Raw genomic sequence first — 16,182 nt, 5'->3', positions numbered from 1 at the left:
TTATCAGGTAAAAGTAGATGCCAACCAAAGATCATTCAATACCCTCTGAAGGGTATTTTTTTTGTCTTTTTTCACCGACCGAATTTATCCTAAAGCCCGAATGTAACTATACTTCATCCTCATTCGATACCTTAAAGGAGCAATTCGTCGGGGTCTATTTTGATGTACATTGATCAGGTCTTACTTTTGGGCATATAATTCCAAACGCGGATAATTTAAACCTATTTTACCACCTTATTATAAACAATAAACTTTTTGGAAACGGCCTATCATTATTTTTCAAGATTTACCGAATAAATTAAAAAAGGTAATACTTCATCGTGATCCAACGGCTTTTTGTAAAACCATTTCATTTTAATAAGACAACAGGAACATCATGTGAGGAGTTAATTCAGCCTTTTCTGAAACTGCATGAATAAAGAAGAAGTTAGTAAAGAATTCATATTTATAAATGGTTGGATGAATATGAGCGGCAACATCTTCGATATAATGCGGACTGTTAGATTGTTCTTTTTTCGGCTAAGTAGACCTCTCATAAAACGAGTAAATAAAAGTACCGATCTTACCGATATTTGCTATTTTTGCTCATCAGGAAATGCGCTTCCGAGGGCCATTCAGGCAATCAAAAAAGTCATTCAAACAATCAAAAGGGGAAGTCCGTCGGGATAATTTGGCAGCATGGGTTGGAAACTTTATTTTTATCGGCAATGAATAACAGCTCAGCCGACCGACTGACCATTCGCCAAATGGGGCAACTTGCGTTGAGTGTCTCGGTTATTTACATGCCTCTACGGATGTACGCCCTTATTCCGGATATCCGTCAGCAATTGTCATGGGAGCGAATACCGCTTTGGACAATGGAATTTATCGTGATTGCGCTCTTTTTTTTTCTGTGGATCGCCTTTATTGAATGGTTACAGCACCAACTGTATAATTGGTTTGGGAATGACTTTTTAATTGAATTTAAGATTCCTGCCCAACTCGCCACATTTATCATTGCCTGCGGTATGGCCATTGTCTTCAATATCGGTTTTCGAGCCCTGTGGACGATCACCGAAAATGCCCTGGAAACGCAATTCGGGATTTTTCAAAAAGAATCTGCCCGCAATTTAAGTTATCGAAATTTTCCCCGATTTCCAATGAAAAAAGGGATCAATTCTCTCACCATCATGGCATTACTTTCAGCGTTCTACCTTGCCTCTTATCGGAGAGCTTACCTTAAATTCGAAATTGCACGGTTAAAGGCTGAACAAATGGAAAAAGTAAACCTGCAAATGCAATTGACAGCCCTTAAAAATCAGGTTAGTCCGCATTTTCTGTTCAATAATTTCAGCATTTTGACTTCGTTGGTCGAAACAAATCCTAAGTTGTCGGTTCAATTCATAAATCGACTCTCGAAAGCATACCGTTATATTTTAGAGCAAAGTGCACACGAACGCATCAGTTTAAAAACAGAGCTTGGTTTTCTTGAGACCTATACTTTCTTGCTTAATACCCGCTTTGAACAAAGGCTTCAGGTCAACATAAATATATCCGAAAAGGAGGTGGGCAATTATTTCATTGCCCCGCTTACCTTGCAATTATTGGTTGAAAATGCCGTAAAACACAATCGTATGTCCTCCGAAGAGCCGCTTACAGTGATGATTGATATTCTGGGGAGTTATTTAATGATCAGCAATCCTATTCAGCGTCGACAGAAGTCCGAACCGTCAACCCGGCTGGGATTGCAGAATATTATTGAACGCTACCGATTAATGACCGACAGTCCTGTTTTGATCAGCGAGAATGATGGTTTTTTTGTTGTTAAAATACCGCTTCTGCAATGAAAGTACTGATCATTGAGGACGAGACGCTAACGGCTCAACGATTGCAGGCATTACTCCACAGCTATGACCCGTACATTGAGGTGTTGGCCCAATTCCGCTCCGTCAACAAAACCATTCAGTGGTTTCAGGATGCTTCTCATCCCCAACCTGATCTGATCTTTTTAGATATTCATTTGGAAGATGATCTTGGATTTCGAATCATTGATGAACTACAGCTTACGATCCCCATTATTTTTACCACAGCTTACAACGAATATACACTACAGGCATTTAAGGTCAACAGCATTGATTATCTGCTTAAACCCATTGATGCTGACGAATTGGCCGGGGCGTTAAATAAGTTCAAATTACATTGGCAGACCCGGAAACCGGCATTGATTGACACCTCGCCGCTGGAGCACCTGATCGAAAAATCAATGCCAACTGTCTACAAAGACCGTTTTATGGTTTCTCTGGGCCCAAAATACCGCAGTATTAATATCAAAGATGTGGCCTATTTCATATATGAAGATCGGGTCACCTTATTGATTACCAACGACGGAGACCGTTGGGCGGTCGATTACAGCCTCGACAGGTTGGTTCAAATTCTTGATCCTCATTTGTTTTTTAGGGTAAACCGATCATTGTTGGCAGCCCTATGGGCCATTCAAACGGCCCATTCATTCTCCGGGGGTAAACTTAAGTTGGAGTTGGAACCCATTCTTCGGCAGGAAATATTTGTAAGCGGAGACCGAGTCTCAAGCTTTAAAGATTGGTTGGGGAAATAACGCATGCTCCACAACCCATAAACTGCAAAATTTTCAGACAAAAAAGAAGTGACCGCAATTTTCGATCATCTGAAAAGCGAATTCAGACACTTGATTTCGCCATTGGGTCTTTTTAATTTTTTTGCCTCAAAGGCAGATGATATTTTCGATGTAAGTTATTTCAGTAAGCAACTAACACACAGGTTAAACTGTAATAGGCATATCCTTAAATTGAAATAGAAAAAAGTTGACCGGAATCGGGGCTGCATTTTGCGGCCTCGTATTTTATACTGATAATCCATCTTTCGAATCTATTATCTATCTTTTTGTTGAATTGGATCAATTCCTTGAAAGCTGCCTCTTTTAGAAGGTGGCTTTTTACTTTCTTCATATCCTACCAACAACTGTACTCTACTATGGTACGATTAAAAGATTAGCACGCGTTTCAAAACGAGTATTACGAATAAATTTCAATTCCACATTGGTACGATTAAAAGCGCAGTACAACGGCGGGGAGATCTTTAAAAACCCAAATTTCAACTCCACATTGGTACGATTAAAAGTTTAAGCGTTCATTGGTATTTCAATTCCACATTGGTACGATTAAAAGTGCCAACCAACGACGTAACTGCTCACGCTATTTCAATTCCACATTGGTACGATTAAAAGAAGCCAATGAAAAACCGGCGCTGTCCTGAAAGGCAAATTTCAATTCCACATTGGTACGATTAAAAGTCCATCAGGATATGAAAATGAATGTTGCCGTTTTTCATTTCAATTCCACATTGGTACGATTAAAAGCGGCAATTCCTGAAGCAGTTTCCGGACTGGATGCCTAATTTCAATTCCACATTGGTACGATTAAAAGTACCGAGATAGCAAAGATCAATGCTGTCCTGAAAGGCAAATTTCAATTCCACATTGGTACGATTAAAAGAAGGCACGTCAGGTGCTAAAAACGCTGCATGAACTATTTCAATTCCACATTGGTACGATTAAAAGCGTCAATCATGTTCGACAGCATGGCGGGGTTGGTTTATTTCAATTCCACATTGGTACGATTAAAAGTTCACTAAGCAATACGCCTATAGTCACTCGGTCAATATTTCAATTCCACATTGGTACGATTAAAAGCACAAAGCCCCGATTTCAGCATTGATCGTTAAATAATATTTCAATTCCACATTGGTACGATTAAAAGCAATCGTGGCTCCATGCTGTCACCATCTATTTTGAATTTCAATTCCACATTGGTACGATTAAAAGTAAAGTGTATTTAAAGAGAGGGCACCAATTGTATACAATTTCAATTCCACATTGGTACGATTAAAAGGATTCGTGATATTGACAGTATCAAACTGTAACGGCAATTTCAATTCCACATTGGTACGATTAAAAGGTTTCAATTCTTCGGCCTTCCTTAATTCCTCTTCTGATTTCAATTCCACATTGGTACGATTAAAAGATGAAAAACTTTCGATGCACGTGGCCAGGCATACAATTTCAATTCCACATTGGTACGATTAAAAGAAAGCCACCCGCGTCGACGGCGAACACCGCATTATCATTTCAATTCCGCATTGGTACGATTAAAAGCAAACTGAATCCTGCCAAAGAAAACGGCTATTCAGCAATTTCAATTCCGCATTGGTACGATTAAAAGCGGGGTACGATTTGAAATGCGTACCGGCCAAAGGAAATTTCAATTCCGCATTGGTACGATTAAAAGTGCCAATTTTATTGCCGAAAAGCTCAACATTGAGCGATTTCAATTCCGCATTGGTACGATTAAAAGCCGGCAATTGCAAATCCGATGTTGATACGTTCACCGTATTTCAATTCCGCATTGGTACGATTAAAAGTATGCTAGAGCAAGAATTGCAAGACCGTTATAATAATTTCAATTCCGCATTGGTACGATTAAAAGAGGAGAAATACAGTAATAAGATCGAAACGCGGGAAAATTTCAATTCCGCATTGGTACGATTAAAAGGCGTTGAAAAAACGGTTATTTTGGCTCAATTTCGGTTGTTTTTTGCCTGATTCCAAACACAAAAATCGTCGAAGACCAATACTGTGATTTTAATGGACCTTCGACGACTGCTGATAATCAATCGCGTATCAATAAGAGATACCCTTGATATGTATTTTCAGCACATTAAAGACCTTTCGCTTTTGCCTATCGACGATAAACTACAGCAAGGATTCATTTTTCTTCGAAACAAATTACAGAAAAGTATTGGTACGCATGCACTTTATCCCAAACAGGCACACTCATAAAGTTGTCGGAAAAGCCAAGCATTGTTCCTTAACTCAGTTCAAAAACCTGAGAAAGTAATTTGAGAGATTGGAGCCTTAAATGGTGGTTGGCCGTAATGCATTGGACCATGATCTCGTCTGAACCGTAAGCTTTTCCGATCTTCTCCAGATCAGTTTTAAGGCTCTCCGGCGTACCGATCAGGTATCTTGGTGGAAACCGTGGATCAGTTAATTCTTCCGGTTCAGGCACACCTCCTAAAATGCGGATGGCATTTGCTTCGGTTTCCATGGGGCTTTTCAAATCGCCCTGCCTCATCCGTCTTACCATTAACTGCGCCGGAGCGGCCAATGCCGCCGCCTGTTCCCGGGATTCTGCGCAGTAAACACTGAGCGATATGATCAATTCAGGACTTTTTACCCCGGTTGCATCTGCGGATGGCTTGAAATTCCTTCTATAATGCTGAGCAATACTATAAGATTCGGTCGGATTGATAAAACCTGCAAATGCATATCGGAGGCCAAGTCGGGCGGCAGCGGCGGCGCTCCACGAACTTGAGCCCAGCAACCACAAGTCAGAAACCGTACCGTCGTTATATACTTTCACCTTATTAAATGGATGCTTTGCGTCAAACCCATCGTTTAGCCAGGCGCATAATTCGGTGATTTGTTCGTCAGAATCGTCCGATAGTTGCCGTTGCTCTCGGTTGCGTTGCAACACAAAGTCAGATACCGGCCCGGTCGTTGCCCGGCCGATGCCCATATCAATTCTTCCGGGAAAGCTATCTTCCAGGATACCAAAGACTTCCGCCACTTTAAAAGGGCTGTAATGGTTGAGCAATACCGACCCTGAACCAACCCTGATCTTCTTGGTATTGGCGGCAATATAAGGAATGAGCACCTCAGGCGCACGTCCGGCAAAGTTTTCAGTGTTGTGATGTTCGGCCAGCCAAATACGGTTATACCCCCACTCTTCGGCTTTCTGCGCAGTTTCAAGGGTATTTTGGATGGCTTGCCGGCGGGTTCCGCCAAAAGGCAATGGAGACAGATCAACAATGGATAATTTCATAGCTTTTACATATAATCAATGTAAAATTAGCCTAATTTTGCTATCAATTGTATAGTAGTTACCTAAAGGAAAGTGAAATTGATAGTTATTGAATTGATATATTCTTAAAAATGAGCCATTTATGGAAAAGGTCAATTATTGTGAATGCCTGGATTCTCTGCTACCGGTACGGGATGCGTTGGATCTGATCAGTGGCAAATGGAAAATTCAGGTGATTATTTCCATTGGGGTGGGCAATCACCGTTTTTCTGAAATACAGCGGAGTATTCCGACCATTACCCCCAAAGTTTTGGCAAAGGAGTTGAAAGACCTCGAACAGCACCGACTGATCAAAAGAGAAATTCTGAATTCCTACCCTGTCACCATTCAATATACCCTGGAACCTTATGCCGATACACTTACACCCATCATTCAATCTTTAAAAGAATGGGGTAAATCACACCGTAAAAAACTTTTTGCATTGACATAAAAAAGCCACCCACCACATCAATCGCCAATATATTGAGCGAGTAATATGATGGGTGGCTGTGAATTATTCTGCCGTAGTTAAAGAACTAAAACTGTACGCCGATATTAGTTACCAAATAGTCGTATGGCTTGGTTTCGAGCAAATTATCATTATAAGAATTGTAGTCTTTCCGCTCTGTTACATACCCATCCGCGTTTAGTTTGTAGGAATAATAAGCACCTGCTTTATAGTAAGGATCATTTGGATAGTGTAGTGTTTGTGACATCAATAAGTGCTTGCTTTGCTTACCGAATATGGAAAGATAGCGTTCCGGAATAGGCTGTCCCCAAGTATCTAGTCCATAGACATTCGGAAGGTGTACCCAGTGGGAATTCATCGGATACTGATCGTCGAGATACTGAACAGGTGCTATTTGGTTAGGATTGGGGCTTCGCTGTGAACCGTTTAAATTATAGGTAAACGTAAAGAAATATCGTTCACCCGTAGTTTTCTCAACGCCATTGTCCATATAATTTACAAATGTTCCGGTTCTGATCAAATCGCCGGTGGCATTGTATACAAGATCGGTTCTGGTAGACGGCGAGTTCTTCCGCGTTATGGTTTTCAACTGCCCCTGCGCATTGTACTCGTATTTCCAGACACTGGTCTGAGAGGACGCTCCAAAATTGATAGGATACATGCTGACACCGGAAAGGAAGTAATCCACCTGTGTTGATTCGTAGCAACGTTTGGTGGCCGGATCAATCAGGTAAGTATCTTCCAGTGCTTTCTTACCGTCAATATACGAAGTCGCTTTGATCGTATTGCCATTGTAAGTGTACTCCCGAGAGTAATTGGGGTGTGTTACGGTGTGTAGTCGGCCGTCATTGTAATACGTCAGATTTGCCTCTCCAAACTTAGTGATCTTGTAATTTTTCGGAATGGTTGGTAAGATCACATCATTTGTAGCGTGAGCGATCTCAACGGTTGGTTCATTGGGTGTCACTACGTCGTTTTCCCGGCATGCACCGAGTGAGAGAATCAAGCCAATGCAGGCTGTCATTTTTGTTACTAATGCTTTCATTGCTGTGTTTACTTTTTACTTTTTTTAAGTTACAGGAGCAGAACCCCCGGTTGCGATTGCGATGCAAAGGTGGGCGAGGCAAGGCTCGGCATTCAAGAATTTATTGCCGGTAGCCACAATTTACGCGTTAAGTCGTAGCAAAGTCGGACTTGAGCCGTTTTTGAAGAAATTGTAATTTACGAAGAAGCCGTAAGCTGATTTGCCTTTAGTGCCCGGGCATAAACGCTTAGAAACGCGCAATATTCGACCCCTAAGAAAACCTGTAATTGAGAGAATAAAATTGAGTTCATTACAACAAAAACGGTCGAAATGTTGAAGCATTTTACTTCAACATTTCGACCGTTTTTTATTGGTAAACTGTTTGATCTTTAAGGTTTTGCAAACAAAATCCAATCTAATATCATTAAATTTTTGTCTTTCACCTGATCGTTACGGAAGACAAAGAAGAGATCGGTAATTCCCTCTGTTTTGGTGATCGAAGTTGAAACGGTTTGCCAGGGCGGCCCGCTTTTGACTGAACTTACAGGCGATACATTGACCGTGCCGAGCAGTTTTCCATTAGGAGAATCTTTATAAATGTCGATTCTGCCGCCGCGCGAAGCGTTGGTTGCCACGTTGAATGTCAATTGTCCAATGTCGGTCAGGTCCAGTTCTTTAAATCCGATATACGACCCATCCTTAATATCGCCGACCCAAGATTGAGTGCTGCCATCCTGATGTTTGCGGTCAACATTGGCCGACGAAGTGAACGATTCGGCCTGAACGCGGGAGTTGCGAAGAATAATTAATTTTCGACCGGTCAGCGGGCCGGTAAATGTGTTTCCTTTGTCGGTATAATTGGCAGAAATCACATAATTACCTTCTTCCGGCTCATTGGCGGGCAAGTTGGGGGTATAGCTTCCCTGAAGCGGTAACCGTTTGGTTCCTGCGTCCGTGAGCGATAAAATGTATCGGACCATCTCACTCGTTTCGGTTTCGCTGTGTTGCGGGTGCGCCGACATGACATTCTTGCCCCAACTTCCGTTACCGCCGTTGATGATCTTTCTGGCCAACATCGGAACCGCACTTTCGCCGGCAGGATTGTAACGCTTAGAAATTTCCGTCAAACTTGGCCCAATGGATTTGGCGGTTAGGGCGTGGCAGGATTTGCAATCGCTTTTGGTAACGAGGGTCTTTCCCTGAATGTACTTGGCGCCAACGCCGTCATTGTCAGGACTGTTGGTGGTCAGCAAGGCCAAGTCCTGCCCCTGTGCCAGATAATCTACGGCAAACCTGACCTGCTTGGGCAGAATTCCTTTGTTCAGACTTCCGTCTTCTTTGTCGCGGATGCTGACCGAATAAGCAATGGGGGTTTTATCAAAATAGAATGAGCGATTGCCGCGCAGGGCAATGTCCACTTGCGGGGTTTCGTTCCCTACTTTAATGACCTGTTCAGTGGTTGAATGCTGCCCTTCGGCATCCGTTACCGTTAGTTTCAGTCGATAGGTGCCCGGTTTGGGGTACGTAAAGGAAGGAGTCAATGCGGTTGATCTTTGGCCGTTACCGGATTCCCATTCGTACGTAATTTTATCGCCCCGGTCGTAATCAAACGATTCTGCGGCCGACAGCTTAGCGACCAACGGAGCAGCGCCTACCGTTTTAGAGGCGGTAATTTTAGGGATCGGACGTCGGTTTCCGTCTGCAAATTCGATCCGAACCAACTGAGAATCAGGGTTACGGGCAAAATAATTGACGCCGTACGCCAATACATACATGGCGCCATCGCGCCCGAATTTCATGTCGATGGGTTTGGAGATAAACGTTGTAGGCAGGAAAGGTTCGATTTGTCGCATATCTCCCGCTTCATTGAACGTCACGACTTTGATCCAGCTTCGCGCCCATTCGTAGATGAACATTTTGTTGTTATAATAGGTTGGAAACCGAACGGCTGATTTTTTATAATCATTAAGGTAGTAAAATGGCCCGGCCATTGCGCTCCGTGAGCCGGTGCCTAACATGGGAAACTCTGCCGATTGATCGTACGGATACCAGATCATTGCTTTCTGCGCGGGGGGCAGGATTTTCGAGCCGGTGTTATAAGGTGATTCATTGACCGGGCCGGCAGGATCAAAAAACGGCCCGATCTTATTGGTGGCAAAATCAAAGTCAGCGTAGGGCTTATTATCGCCCACAAAATAAGGCCAACCGAAGTTGCCCGGTTTGCGCGCCTGATTCCATTCATCCTGGCTTTTGGGGCCGCGTTCGTTTGCAACTCCTCCGTCGGGGCCAACGTCTCCCCAGTAGAGAAAGCCGTGCTTATCTACCGTGATCCGGTAGGGATTCCGAGCACCCATGACATAAATCTCAGGCCGACCGGCCGAGCCGTCTTTTGGAAACAGGTTACCGTCGGGAATGGAATAAGTGCCATCGGCATTGAGCGCGATGCGCAAAATCTTTCCGCGCAGATCGTGTGTATTTCCGGACGATTTCTGCGCGTCAAACGGCCCTCTGCCGGGGCGCTCATCCAAGGGGGAAAAACCATCCGATTCTTTCGAACTGGTGTTGTCGCCTGTAGATAGATACAGCAGACCATCCGGACCGAAATACACATTTCCTGCGGAGTGGCAACAGGTTTCGCGCTGTACGGCCACTTGAATCACTATTTTTTCAGAACTCAATTGCAGGCTATCGCCTGTAAAGAGGAAGCGGGATAGATTTTGGACCGATTGTTTTCCAACGGGTGAATAATAGAGATAGACAAAATGGTTTGATTCAAATTTAGGGTCCAGTTCCATGCCCAACAGTCCGTCTTCGTAGTTACCGGTCAGGTGAACGGGAAGTTTGTTAATAACCTTCGTGGACTTGGTCGTTGGGTCATAAAGCTTAACATTTCCCCGACGCTCAATATACATCACTCTGTTGTCGGTCAGGATTTCCATTTCGATGGGTTCCTCCATGTAAGAATCCAGTACAGTTGTCGTAAATCGGTTTTCTTCAGGAGTTCTGGCGGTGTGAGCCTCTCGGTAGCTCATGGCTTTACCGGTCAGGATATTTTTAAGTTCACTGATCAGCGTTTGATCGGGAACATAGTTGGTCGTGGCGTGAAATACCTGACCACCATCGTAAGCCCTAGTGTTAAAAACAGCCTTACCGGCATCGGCCGACTTAGTATTGCCTGCAAACATATCGTTATACCAGGGCCATTGGTAGGGGGTAAATCCTTCACTATTGACAAATCCCAATCCACCGCCGGCCTGTACAAAACGCTCAATTTCATTTTGTTGCCATGTTTGAAGCACATCGAAGGATGTTTGCAAAAACACAACGGCCCGGTAGTTTTTAAGCGAGTCTTCTGCGATATACATACTGTTGGAAGTCGTATCGGCGGCAATTCCGTTTTGTTTCAGGAGGGATAGCAGTGTACCGGCAGCGGGCGTTGGCGCAGTCGGGTTACGAGTGTTTTTCAGAAAGATGAGTACAGTGTCCTCCTTCCGTAGGTGCCAACCTGTTAAAAGAAGCAGCATCAGGGCGCAGAAAGTAACACTGAAAAAAGAACGTAGTTGCATTTTTAGGAATGTTCGTTAAGTAAATAGATCGTGGAAAACGCAGCAATAAGAGAACGGTATGAATGTGCGGATATACGTACAAATATCTGCATTAGTTTTTAGAATGGCATTGGGCTCCCGATTATATTTAGTGACGCAGTGTCTCAGTAAATGTATTGCGTCAGAGTTGATGATTACTCTTTATATCTCACGCTTAAACCGGTATAAATACAGCCGGGAAGACTTATGTAATCGGTAACGTAATTCCCTGTCTTACACAGTATTCAATGTATGCCCTTTCCTCTAAACATCTACTGATAATCAATGAAAAAAATCATCAACGTCGGCCGTATATTTTACGCTGCCGCCCTGATCGTGTACGGATTTCAACAATTCATTTACGCTGATTTTCGTCCGGTATTTGTGCCGGCGTGGCAATCATTCCTTCCGGGGCTTCCCGTTTGGGCTTACCTTTTCGGAATAGGGCTTATTGCAGCAGCATTGGCTATTGTATTGGAGAAAAAAGCAAAAGAAGCGGCACTCATTTTGGGAGTTGTTTTTCTGGCATTGGTCTGTTTGGTGCATATTCCCTATGAGATCATCGCAGACCCTTACAGCAAACATTTGGCCTTGTGGACAAACGCATTAAAAGAACTGGCGTTAGCCGGCGGAGCCTTTATTGTTGCCGGTACATTTCAGGAAAAAAGTACAACGCCTGCTTTCCTGAAACTATTGGAACCCATTATTCCCTTTGGAAGGATATTTTTTTCCATTACAATGATCAGCTTTGGCATACAGCATTTTATGTACGCAGAGAACGTAGCTACCTTGGTGCCGGCTTGGATTCCCGACCACCTTTTTTGGACTTACTTTGCCGGCGTAACCCTTATTTGTTCAGGGGTTGCCATCATTTTAAACATACGAATGAAGCAAATTGCCGTTCTATTGGGCACAATGATATTTCTTTGGTTTATCGTGTTGCACCTTCCAAGAGCGTTCGCAGAAGGCTTGGCCAACCGAGGCAATGAAGTAGCCAGTTCATTTGATGCCTTGGCGTTCACCGGTATTGCATTTATGATCGCTTTTGGAGTTTCCGTTAAAAACGACGAGCTGCTCTAAACAGCGTCGGACGATGTTGTTGATATAAAATAGGCTGATTCAGACGACTTTACAGTAGCTTTTTGTGTCTTATTTGAACACTGTTTTTTCGGCCAAATGCTGTTCGGCTTCTTCACGCGTAAACCAAACGGGGCGCATTTTTTTCTCTGAAAGCAGCGGCAATTGGTCATTATTATGTTTGGAGTCCGGTTGGGACGCGTTGCCGTAACTGGTCAATACTTTGGCCTTCAACGGTTTGGAAAATTCAATTGCCGCTACGTATGTATCACCGTGTGCAGGAACATATTTGCCGTCGGTGGGTGCCCCCAACGTCATTGTTCTGAAAACACCCATTGGGCCGGGACCGCCGTTGCCGGGCAGATCAACGTCTCCGATGCGGAAACGAAATACCTCACCCCACGGTACATCCAACCGCCCATAGGTAGCTTTTACATCTTTGGCGGCTTCCACCAACGCAGCAACTGCCGCTTTTGGATCGGCGATACCTTTGGGCGTATTAACAGGGTCGTTGAGATCCCAAGGAGTGGAGAATAACTTAGATGCGGTACCCAAACTGTTGAGTTTTTCCGTTCCGCCTACCCATTTCCGAACGAAACGATCAAACAAAAAGGCACCTTTGCTGTCGTTGTCGGTGTTGTGATCCCACTTGGCCAACACCGCTGCGGCTTCTTTGGCTTCAGGGCTTGCGTTGGCTTCTGCCGCTGCGATCAGGTCACCGGCAATTCGGTCAGCCAGCTCCATTCGGGTAGAAAGTTTCAGTTGGATAAATTCATCCAATGAAAGCTTGCCGGCACTCATCAACATTCTTACCGAGCGCTGCGTCCGAAACGACATATTCGGCACGGGCGCGATGTAGGAGGGAAAATCTTTGTAGTTATTCACCATTGGTATAGTGGCGGTCCAAGGTGGCTCATTGGTATTTTGTAACCAACCGGTGGTCGGATTACGTACTTTCGGCAAGTCCTTGTAAGGATGGGTTTTGGTCCATAAGGTAGCGGAAGTATCACCTTTTACCACACCCGACCAATATTTCCAGTCGCCCAAAGGACGAACGGGCACTTCCGCGTTGAAAAGATTGAAAATGTTTCCTTTGTTATCTGCAAACATCAACGTGTACATTGGGATTTGTAATCGGCTTACGGCGGCTTCAAATTCGGTCAGGTCTTTCGCCCGCGCCATGTCCCAGTATTGCTCAAAAATGCCCGATTGCCCAAGCCCCGCCACTCGCATGGCAATTAATTTGTCACCCTTTACGCTTACTACCGGGCCGTGAACGGAATGGCGAATCACCATTTTTTCTTCCTTCAATGTTCCATCGGTCTGCTTGATTTTCAAGAGTTGTTCTTTGGTTTCGAAAGCCTTTACTTTGCCATCCCATTTATAGCCACCATCCACGGGGGTAAGTTCGTAGAAATCCTGCCCGTCGTTGGTATTAACCGTTTGCGAATAGCCTGCGGTAGCGTTAAAAGCCATTGTCAATACCGGGAAGCCCATCCGGCTGATGCCGTAGGTATTTACGCCGGGCGAAACGAGTTGTGCTTCCACATAAAGGTACAGATCTGTCCAGGGAAGGTGCGGATTAGTCAATAACAATGTGTTCCCGTTTGCTGATTTAGATGGGCCTACGGCCCAAGCGTTGGAGCCGTTTTTGTCGCCCTGCATCCGCTCCACTGCTGCTACCTGCGATTGCGGAGCCAAGAATACAAAATGTGTCACGCGTTGAGCATGCGCGATCACATCGGTAGCTGTGATCGGCAACGCCATTTTGGCGTCGGCACTTATTTTGTTGGGATTTTCTTTCGCGTAATCATTTACTCCCTGCGCAAAGGCATCCAGATTTTTTCGCATGGCCGGTTTTTGTAGCCCATACCACTCGGCGGCTCGTTCGTGAATGCTGTTGGTGATTACCCAACGGTCGGCCTGCGCGTATTTCTCGCCCCAATATTCAGCACCTTTACCGCGTGCCTGTCCGTACAGTTGCAGGATCAGATTGCCGTGATTTTTTGCCTGCGCCCAGCCATATGCGTAAAAAAGACTTTCGTCGTTTTTGGCATAAATGTGAGGCACTCCCCATGTGTCCCACAGGATTTCAGCCTGTTTGTAGGAAGGTTTTTGTTGGCAAAAAGCCGTTTCAGTCCGGAAGACTGTTACTAAAAGAAAAGAGAGAAGGATAAATTTCCGCAGCATGTTGATTCAGTGTGAAGTGTAGTGTTTTTCATCTTGCTATATGAAACGACCGAGATGAAATAACCAACTGCAAAATAACAAATTGCCAATTATTCTTTTAGTAAATGGCTGTATTTTAGATGATTATTCTTTATCAATTATACTATGCCAATGATTAGTATAAGATTTTAAATAATGGCTGATTTACCTTCTTCCAAACCGCTTTGTTTACAGTTTTTGAGTAAGTTTACGCTCGCCTTTTTGAGAGTGTAGAAGTACTTTGTTGCAAGTAATTAATTATCAATGAGTCATGTCAATTGCTGAGAATATCCAGAAAATAGAAGCTGAGATTGCCCCCAATGCCCGATTGATCGCCGTTACCAAAACCAAACCCGTAGAAATGCTCATGGAAGCCTATGATGCCGGTTTTAAGCGTTACGGAGAAAATAAAGTGCAGGAAATGGCGACCAAATACGAACAAATGCCCAAAGATATTGAATGGCATTTGATCGGACATTTGCAGACCAATAAGGTAAAATACATTGCGCCGTTCGTGGCGATGATCCACTCGGTCGACAGCCTTAAATTATTGCAGGAAATCAATAAACAAGCCGCTAAAAATAACCGCGTCATTGACTGTTTGCTTCAACTCTTTATTGCGCAGGAAGAAACCAAATTCGGTCTTTCGGAAGAAGAGGCCAAAGACCTGCTGGCTTCAGCAGAATTCGGCCAATTGAAAAATGTGCGTATCGCCGGACTTATGGGCATGGCTTCCAACACCGAAGATGAAGACCAAATTCGCCGGGAATTCAGAGGCTTAAAACTATTTTATGATTCATTGAACCTGCCCTTGACGGAATTATCGATGGGCATGAGCAGCGATTATTTGATTGCTGTACAGGAAGGCAGCACCTTGGTACGTGTCGGAAGCGCCATTTTTGGTTCAAGATAACAAACCGTCAGTCGGTTGGAAATGAAGTAACACAACCGACTGACGGTTATTTTTCAACAACAGGGCCGAAAAACAGAACCCACGTCGAAAAGTCTTCGCTGAATGCGGAGAACTTATGGACGGCGTGAGCAGGTACAAACAAAAAATCCCCCGTTTTTACTTCAGTAGTTTTCCCCTCCAATTCAAAAGTAGCCTCACCGGTGGCAATGATATATACTTCATCGCGGTCGTGCGGTGTTTGTCGGTCCACCAAATGCGGTTTATACAACTCAAGCTCAAGCGTACCGTTTTGAAAAAGCAACAAAAATTCCTTAGTATGTTGACTTAACTTTTCGGTCGCTTCGGCAAGGCTCACTTTATTAGGAAACATGGCTGTATGGGTAAAAAAATAAGCTGAAAACTATGCTTGGAGCAGTGGAAAATAGCGCTCCTTCAAAACGTTCAGGTGGTGAATGGGATGCCCGATCAACACAAATCCCAACGCCAAAGGACTGATGTTTTGGTTAAAACTGATGCCTTCGCGATGCAACATTTCGTCGCTGAAACTTTTGAAAAGAACAATGGTCGATTTACGTACCAATGAATATTCTTCCAACAGGTCGTCGATGGTGCGACTGTTGGCGGTGGTATTTGCCCCGAAAAGTTCTTCATCATATCCCGGCAATGCCGTTTTGTCATTGCGAGAAAAGCGCATGGCGCGGTACGACATAATGCGTTCATTATCAATAATATGTTGCAGAATGTCTTTGGCCGTCCATTTGCCCGGAGCGTATACTTGGTCGCCCAATTGAAGCATGGCTTCCCGGATGGTTTCGTCGTGGTATAGATTGGCGGTTTTTTCGAGTCCTTCCACCACATCAATATCGTCGACGAGCAAGATATAGCGGTCAAAAAACTTCGGCATGTGTTGAATATCAGAACGTTTCATAAGGTATGTGGTACGGCTGGGGCGACACTCGCCGGCCCGTCCGTAATTTAAAAGTGGTAAAAGA

At 44.1% G+C, this 16,182-nt stretch carries 12 protein-coding genes and 1 CRISPR repeat array; of the genes, 6 read left to right on the top strand and 6 right to left on the bottom strand.

From position 1 onward, the window contains the following. Window positions 1–707: 707 nt before the first annotated feature. The 3 genes from ACQY73_RS11430 (at window position 708) to ACQY73_RS11420 (ending at window position 4,852) form a co-directional block, all read left to right on the top strand. Window positions 708–1,826 (top strand): sensor histidine kinase, encoded by a 1,119-nt coding sequence (locus ACQY73_RS11430; protein WP_428665701.1) that lies wholly within the window; start codon window positions 708–710, stop codon window positions 1,824–1,826. Beyond that, on the top strand, window positions 1,823–2,593 hold the full coding sequence (locus tag ACQY73_RS11425) for a LytR/AlgR family response regulator transcription factor (protein WP_428665698.1): 771 nt from the start codon (window positions 1,823–1,825) through the stop codon (window positions 2,591–2,593). The genes ACQY73_RS11430 and ACQY73_RS11425 overlap by 4 nt, the downstream gene beginning before the upstream one ends. A 559-nt stretch (window positions 2,594–3,152) precedes the next feature. After that, window positions 3,153–4,565: direct repeats of the CRISPR family, unit length 30 nt; unit sequence ATTTCAATTCCACATTGGTACGATTAAAAG. A 92-nt stretch (window positions 4,566–4,657) separates the two neighbouring features. After that, window positions 4,658–4,852 carry a hypothetical protein gene (locus ACQY73_RS11420; protein ID WP_428665695.1) on the top strand — a complete coding sequence of 65 codons (195 nt, stop codon included), beginning with the start codon at window positions 4,658–4,660 and terminating at the stop codon, window positions 4,850–4,852. 28 nt (window positions 4,853–4,880) lie between these two features. On the opposite strand, the gene ACQY73_RS11415 is transcribed toward ACQY73_RS11420, so the two are convergent. After that, complete coding sequence (locus tag ACQY73_RS11415) at window positions 4,881–5,897, bottom strand: MsnO8 family LLM class oxidoreductase (RefSeq protein WP_428665692.1); 1,017 nt, start codon at window positions 5,895–5,897, stop codon at window positions 4,881–4,883. Window positions 5,898–6,018: 121 nt separating this feature from the next. On the opposite strand from ACQY73_RS11415, the gene ACQY73_RS11410 reads away from it, so the two are divergent. Continuing rightward, a complete protein-coding gene (locus ACQY73_RS11410; RefSeq protein WP_428665689.1) occupies window positions 6,019–6,366 on the top strand; it encodes a winged helix-turn-helix transcriptional regulator in 348 nt (115 codons plus the stop codon). An 85-nt stretch (window positions 6,367–6,451) separates the two neighbouring features. Here ACQY73_RS11410 and ACQY73_RS11405 read toward each other — a convergent pair whose 3' ends face one another. Then, window positions 6,452–7,429, bottom strand: coding sequence for a hypothetical protein (locus ACQY73_RS11405; RefSeq protein ID WP_428665686.1), 978 nt, complete (start codon window positions 7,427–7,429; stop codon window positions 6,452–6,454). A gap of 368 nt (window positions 7,430–7,797) precedes the next feature. Further along, window positions 7,798–10,974 carry a PQQ-dependent sugar dehydrogenase gene (locus tag ACQY73_RS11400; RefSeq protein ID WP_428665684.1) on the bottom strand — a complete coding sequence of 1,059 codons (3,177 nt, stop codon included), beginning with the start codon at window positions 10,972–10,974 and terminating at the stop codon, window positions 7,798–7,800. Window positions 10,975–11,277: 303 nt separating this feature from the next. Between ACQY73_RS11400 and ACQY73_RS11395 the strand changes: the two genes are divergently transcribed. Then, the gene (locus tag ACQY73_RS11395; RefSeq protein WP_428665681.1) at window positions 11,278–12,072 is read left to right on the top strand and encodes a hypothetical protein; all 795 of its coding nucleotides are present in this window, start codon (window positions 11,278–11,280) and stop codon (window positions 12,070–12,072) included. A 69-nt stretch (window positions 12,073–12,141) separates the two neighbouring features. On the opposite strand, the gene ACQY73_RS11390 is transcribed toward ACQY73_RS11395, so the two are convergent. Beyond that, the gene (locus ACQY73_RS11390) at window positions 12,142–14,259 is read right to left on the bottom strand and encodes an acylase (protein ID WP_428665679.1); all 2,118 of its coding nucleotides are present in this window, start codon (window positions 14,257–14,259) and stop codon (window positions 12,142–12,144) included. A gap of 289 nt (window positions 14,260–14,548) precedes the next feature. Here ACQY73_RS11390 and ACQY73_RS11385 point away from each other — a divergent pair, with 289 nt between their 5' ends. Continuing rightward, window positions 14,549–15,190: a YggS family pyridoxal phosphate-dependent enzyme gene (locus ACQY73_RS11385; RefSeq protein WP_428665676.1), complete on the top strand. Its 642-nt coding sequence runs from the start codon at window positions 14,549–14,551 to the stop codon at window positions 15,188–15,190. A 46-nt stretch (window positions 15,191–15,236) separates the two neighbouring features. On the opposite strand, the gene ACQY73_RS11380 is transcribed toward ACQY73_RS11385, so the two are convergent. Together ACQY73_RS11380 and ACQY73_RS11375 are read right to left on the bottom strand one after the other, a co-directional pair. Continuing rightward, a complete protein-coding gene (locus tag ACQY73_RS11380; protein ID WP_428665673.1) occupies window positions 15,237–15,560 on the bottom strand; it encodes a cupin domain-containing protein in 324 nt (107 codons plus the stop codon). A 30-nt stretch (window positions 15,561–15,590) separates the two neighbouring features. After that, window positions 15,591–16,118 (bottom strand): DinB family protein, encoded by a 528-nt coding sequence (locus tag ACQY73_RS11375; RefSeq protein WP_428665670.1) that lies wholly within the window; start codon window positions 16,116–16,118, stop codon window positions 15,591–15,593. Window positions 16,119–16,182 lie beyond the last annotated feature (64 nt).

Source organism: Runella sp. (genome assembly GCF_965279615.1).
In the GTDB taxonomy this organism is placed as follows: Bacteria; Bacteroidota; Bacteroidia; order Cytophagales; family Spirosomataceae; genus Runella.
This window is presented reverse-complemented; position numbering and strand designations above follow the sequence as displayed.

Excerpts from the sequence above, each read along its gene's own strand:
- ACQY73_RS11430 (WP_428665701.1), top strand. The coding sequence starts at position 708 with ATGAATAACAGCTCAGCCGACCGACTGACCATTCGCCAAATGGGGCAA.
- ACQY73_RS11425 (WP_428665698.1), top strand. The coding sequence starts at position 1,823 with ATGAAAGTACTGATCATTGAGGACGAGACGCTAACGGCTCAACGATTG.
- ACQY73_RS11420 (WP_428665695.1), top strand. The coding sequence starts at position 4,658 with ATGGACCTTCGACGACTGCTGATAATCAATCGCGTATCAATAAGAGAT.
- ACQY73_RS11415 (WP_428665692.1), bottom strand. The coding sequence starts at position 5,897 with ATGAAATTATCCATTGTTGATCTGTCTCCATTGCCTTTTGGCGGAACC.
- ACQY73_RS11410 (WP_428665689.1), top strand. The coding sequence starts at position 6,019 with ATGGAAAAGGTCAATTATTGTGAATGCCTGGATTCTCTGCTACCGGTA.
- ACQY73_RS11405 (WP_428665686.1), bottom strand. The coding sequence starts at position 7,429 with ATGAAAGCATTAGTAACAAAAATGACAGCCTGCATTGGCTTGATTCTC.
- ACQY73_RS11400 (WP_428665684.1), bottom strand. The coding sequence starts at position 10,974 with ATGCAACTACGTTCTTTTTTCAGTGTTACTTTCTGCGCCCTGATGCTG.
- ACQY73_RS11395 (WP_428665681.1), top strand. The coding sequence starts at position 11,278 with ATGAAAAAAATCATCAACGTCGGCCGTATATTTTACGCTGCCGCCCTG.
- ACQY73_RS11390 (WP_428665679.1), bottom strand. The coding sequence starts at position 14,259 with ATGCTGCGGAAATTTATCCTTCTCTCTTTTCTTTTAGTAACAGTCTTC.
- ACQY73_RS11385 (WP_428665676.1), top strand. The coding sequence starts at position 14,549 with ATGTCAATTGCTGAGAATATCCAGAAAATAGAAGCTGAGATTGCCCCC.
- ACQY73_RS11380 (WP_428665673.1), bottom strand. The coding sequence starts at position 15,560 with ATGTTTCCTAATAAAGTGAGCCTTGCCGAAGCGACCGAAAAGTTAAGT.
- ACQY73_RS11375 (WP_428665670.1), bottom strand. The coding sequence starts at position 16,118 with ATGAAACGTTCTGATATTCAACACATGCCGAAGTTTTTTGACCGCTAT.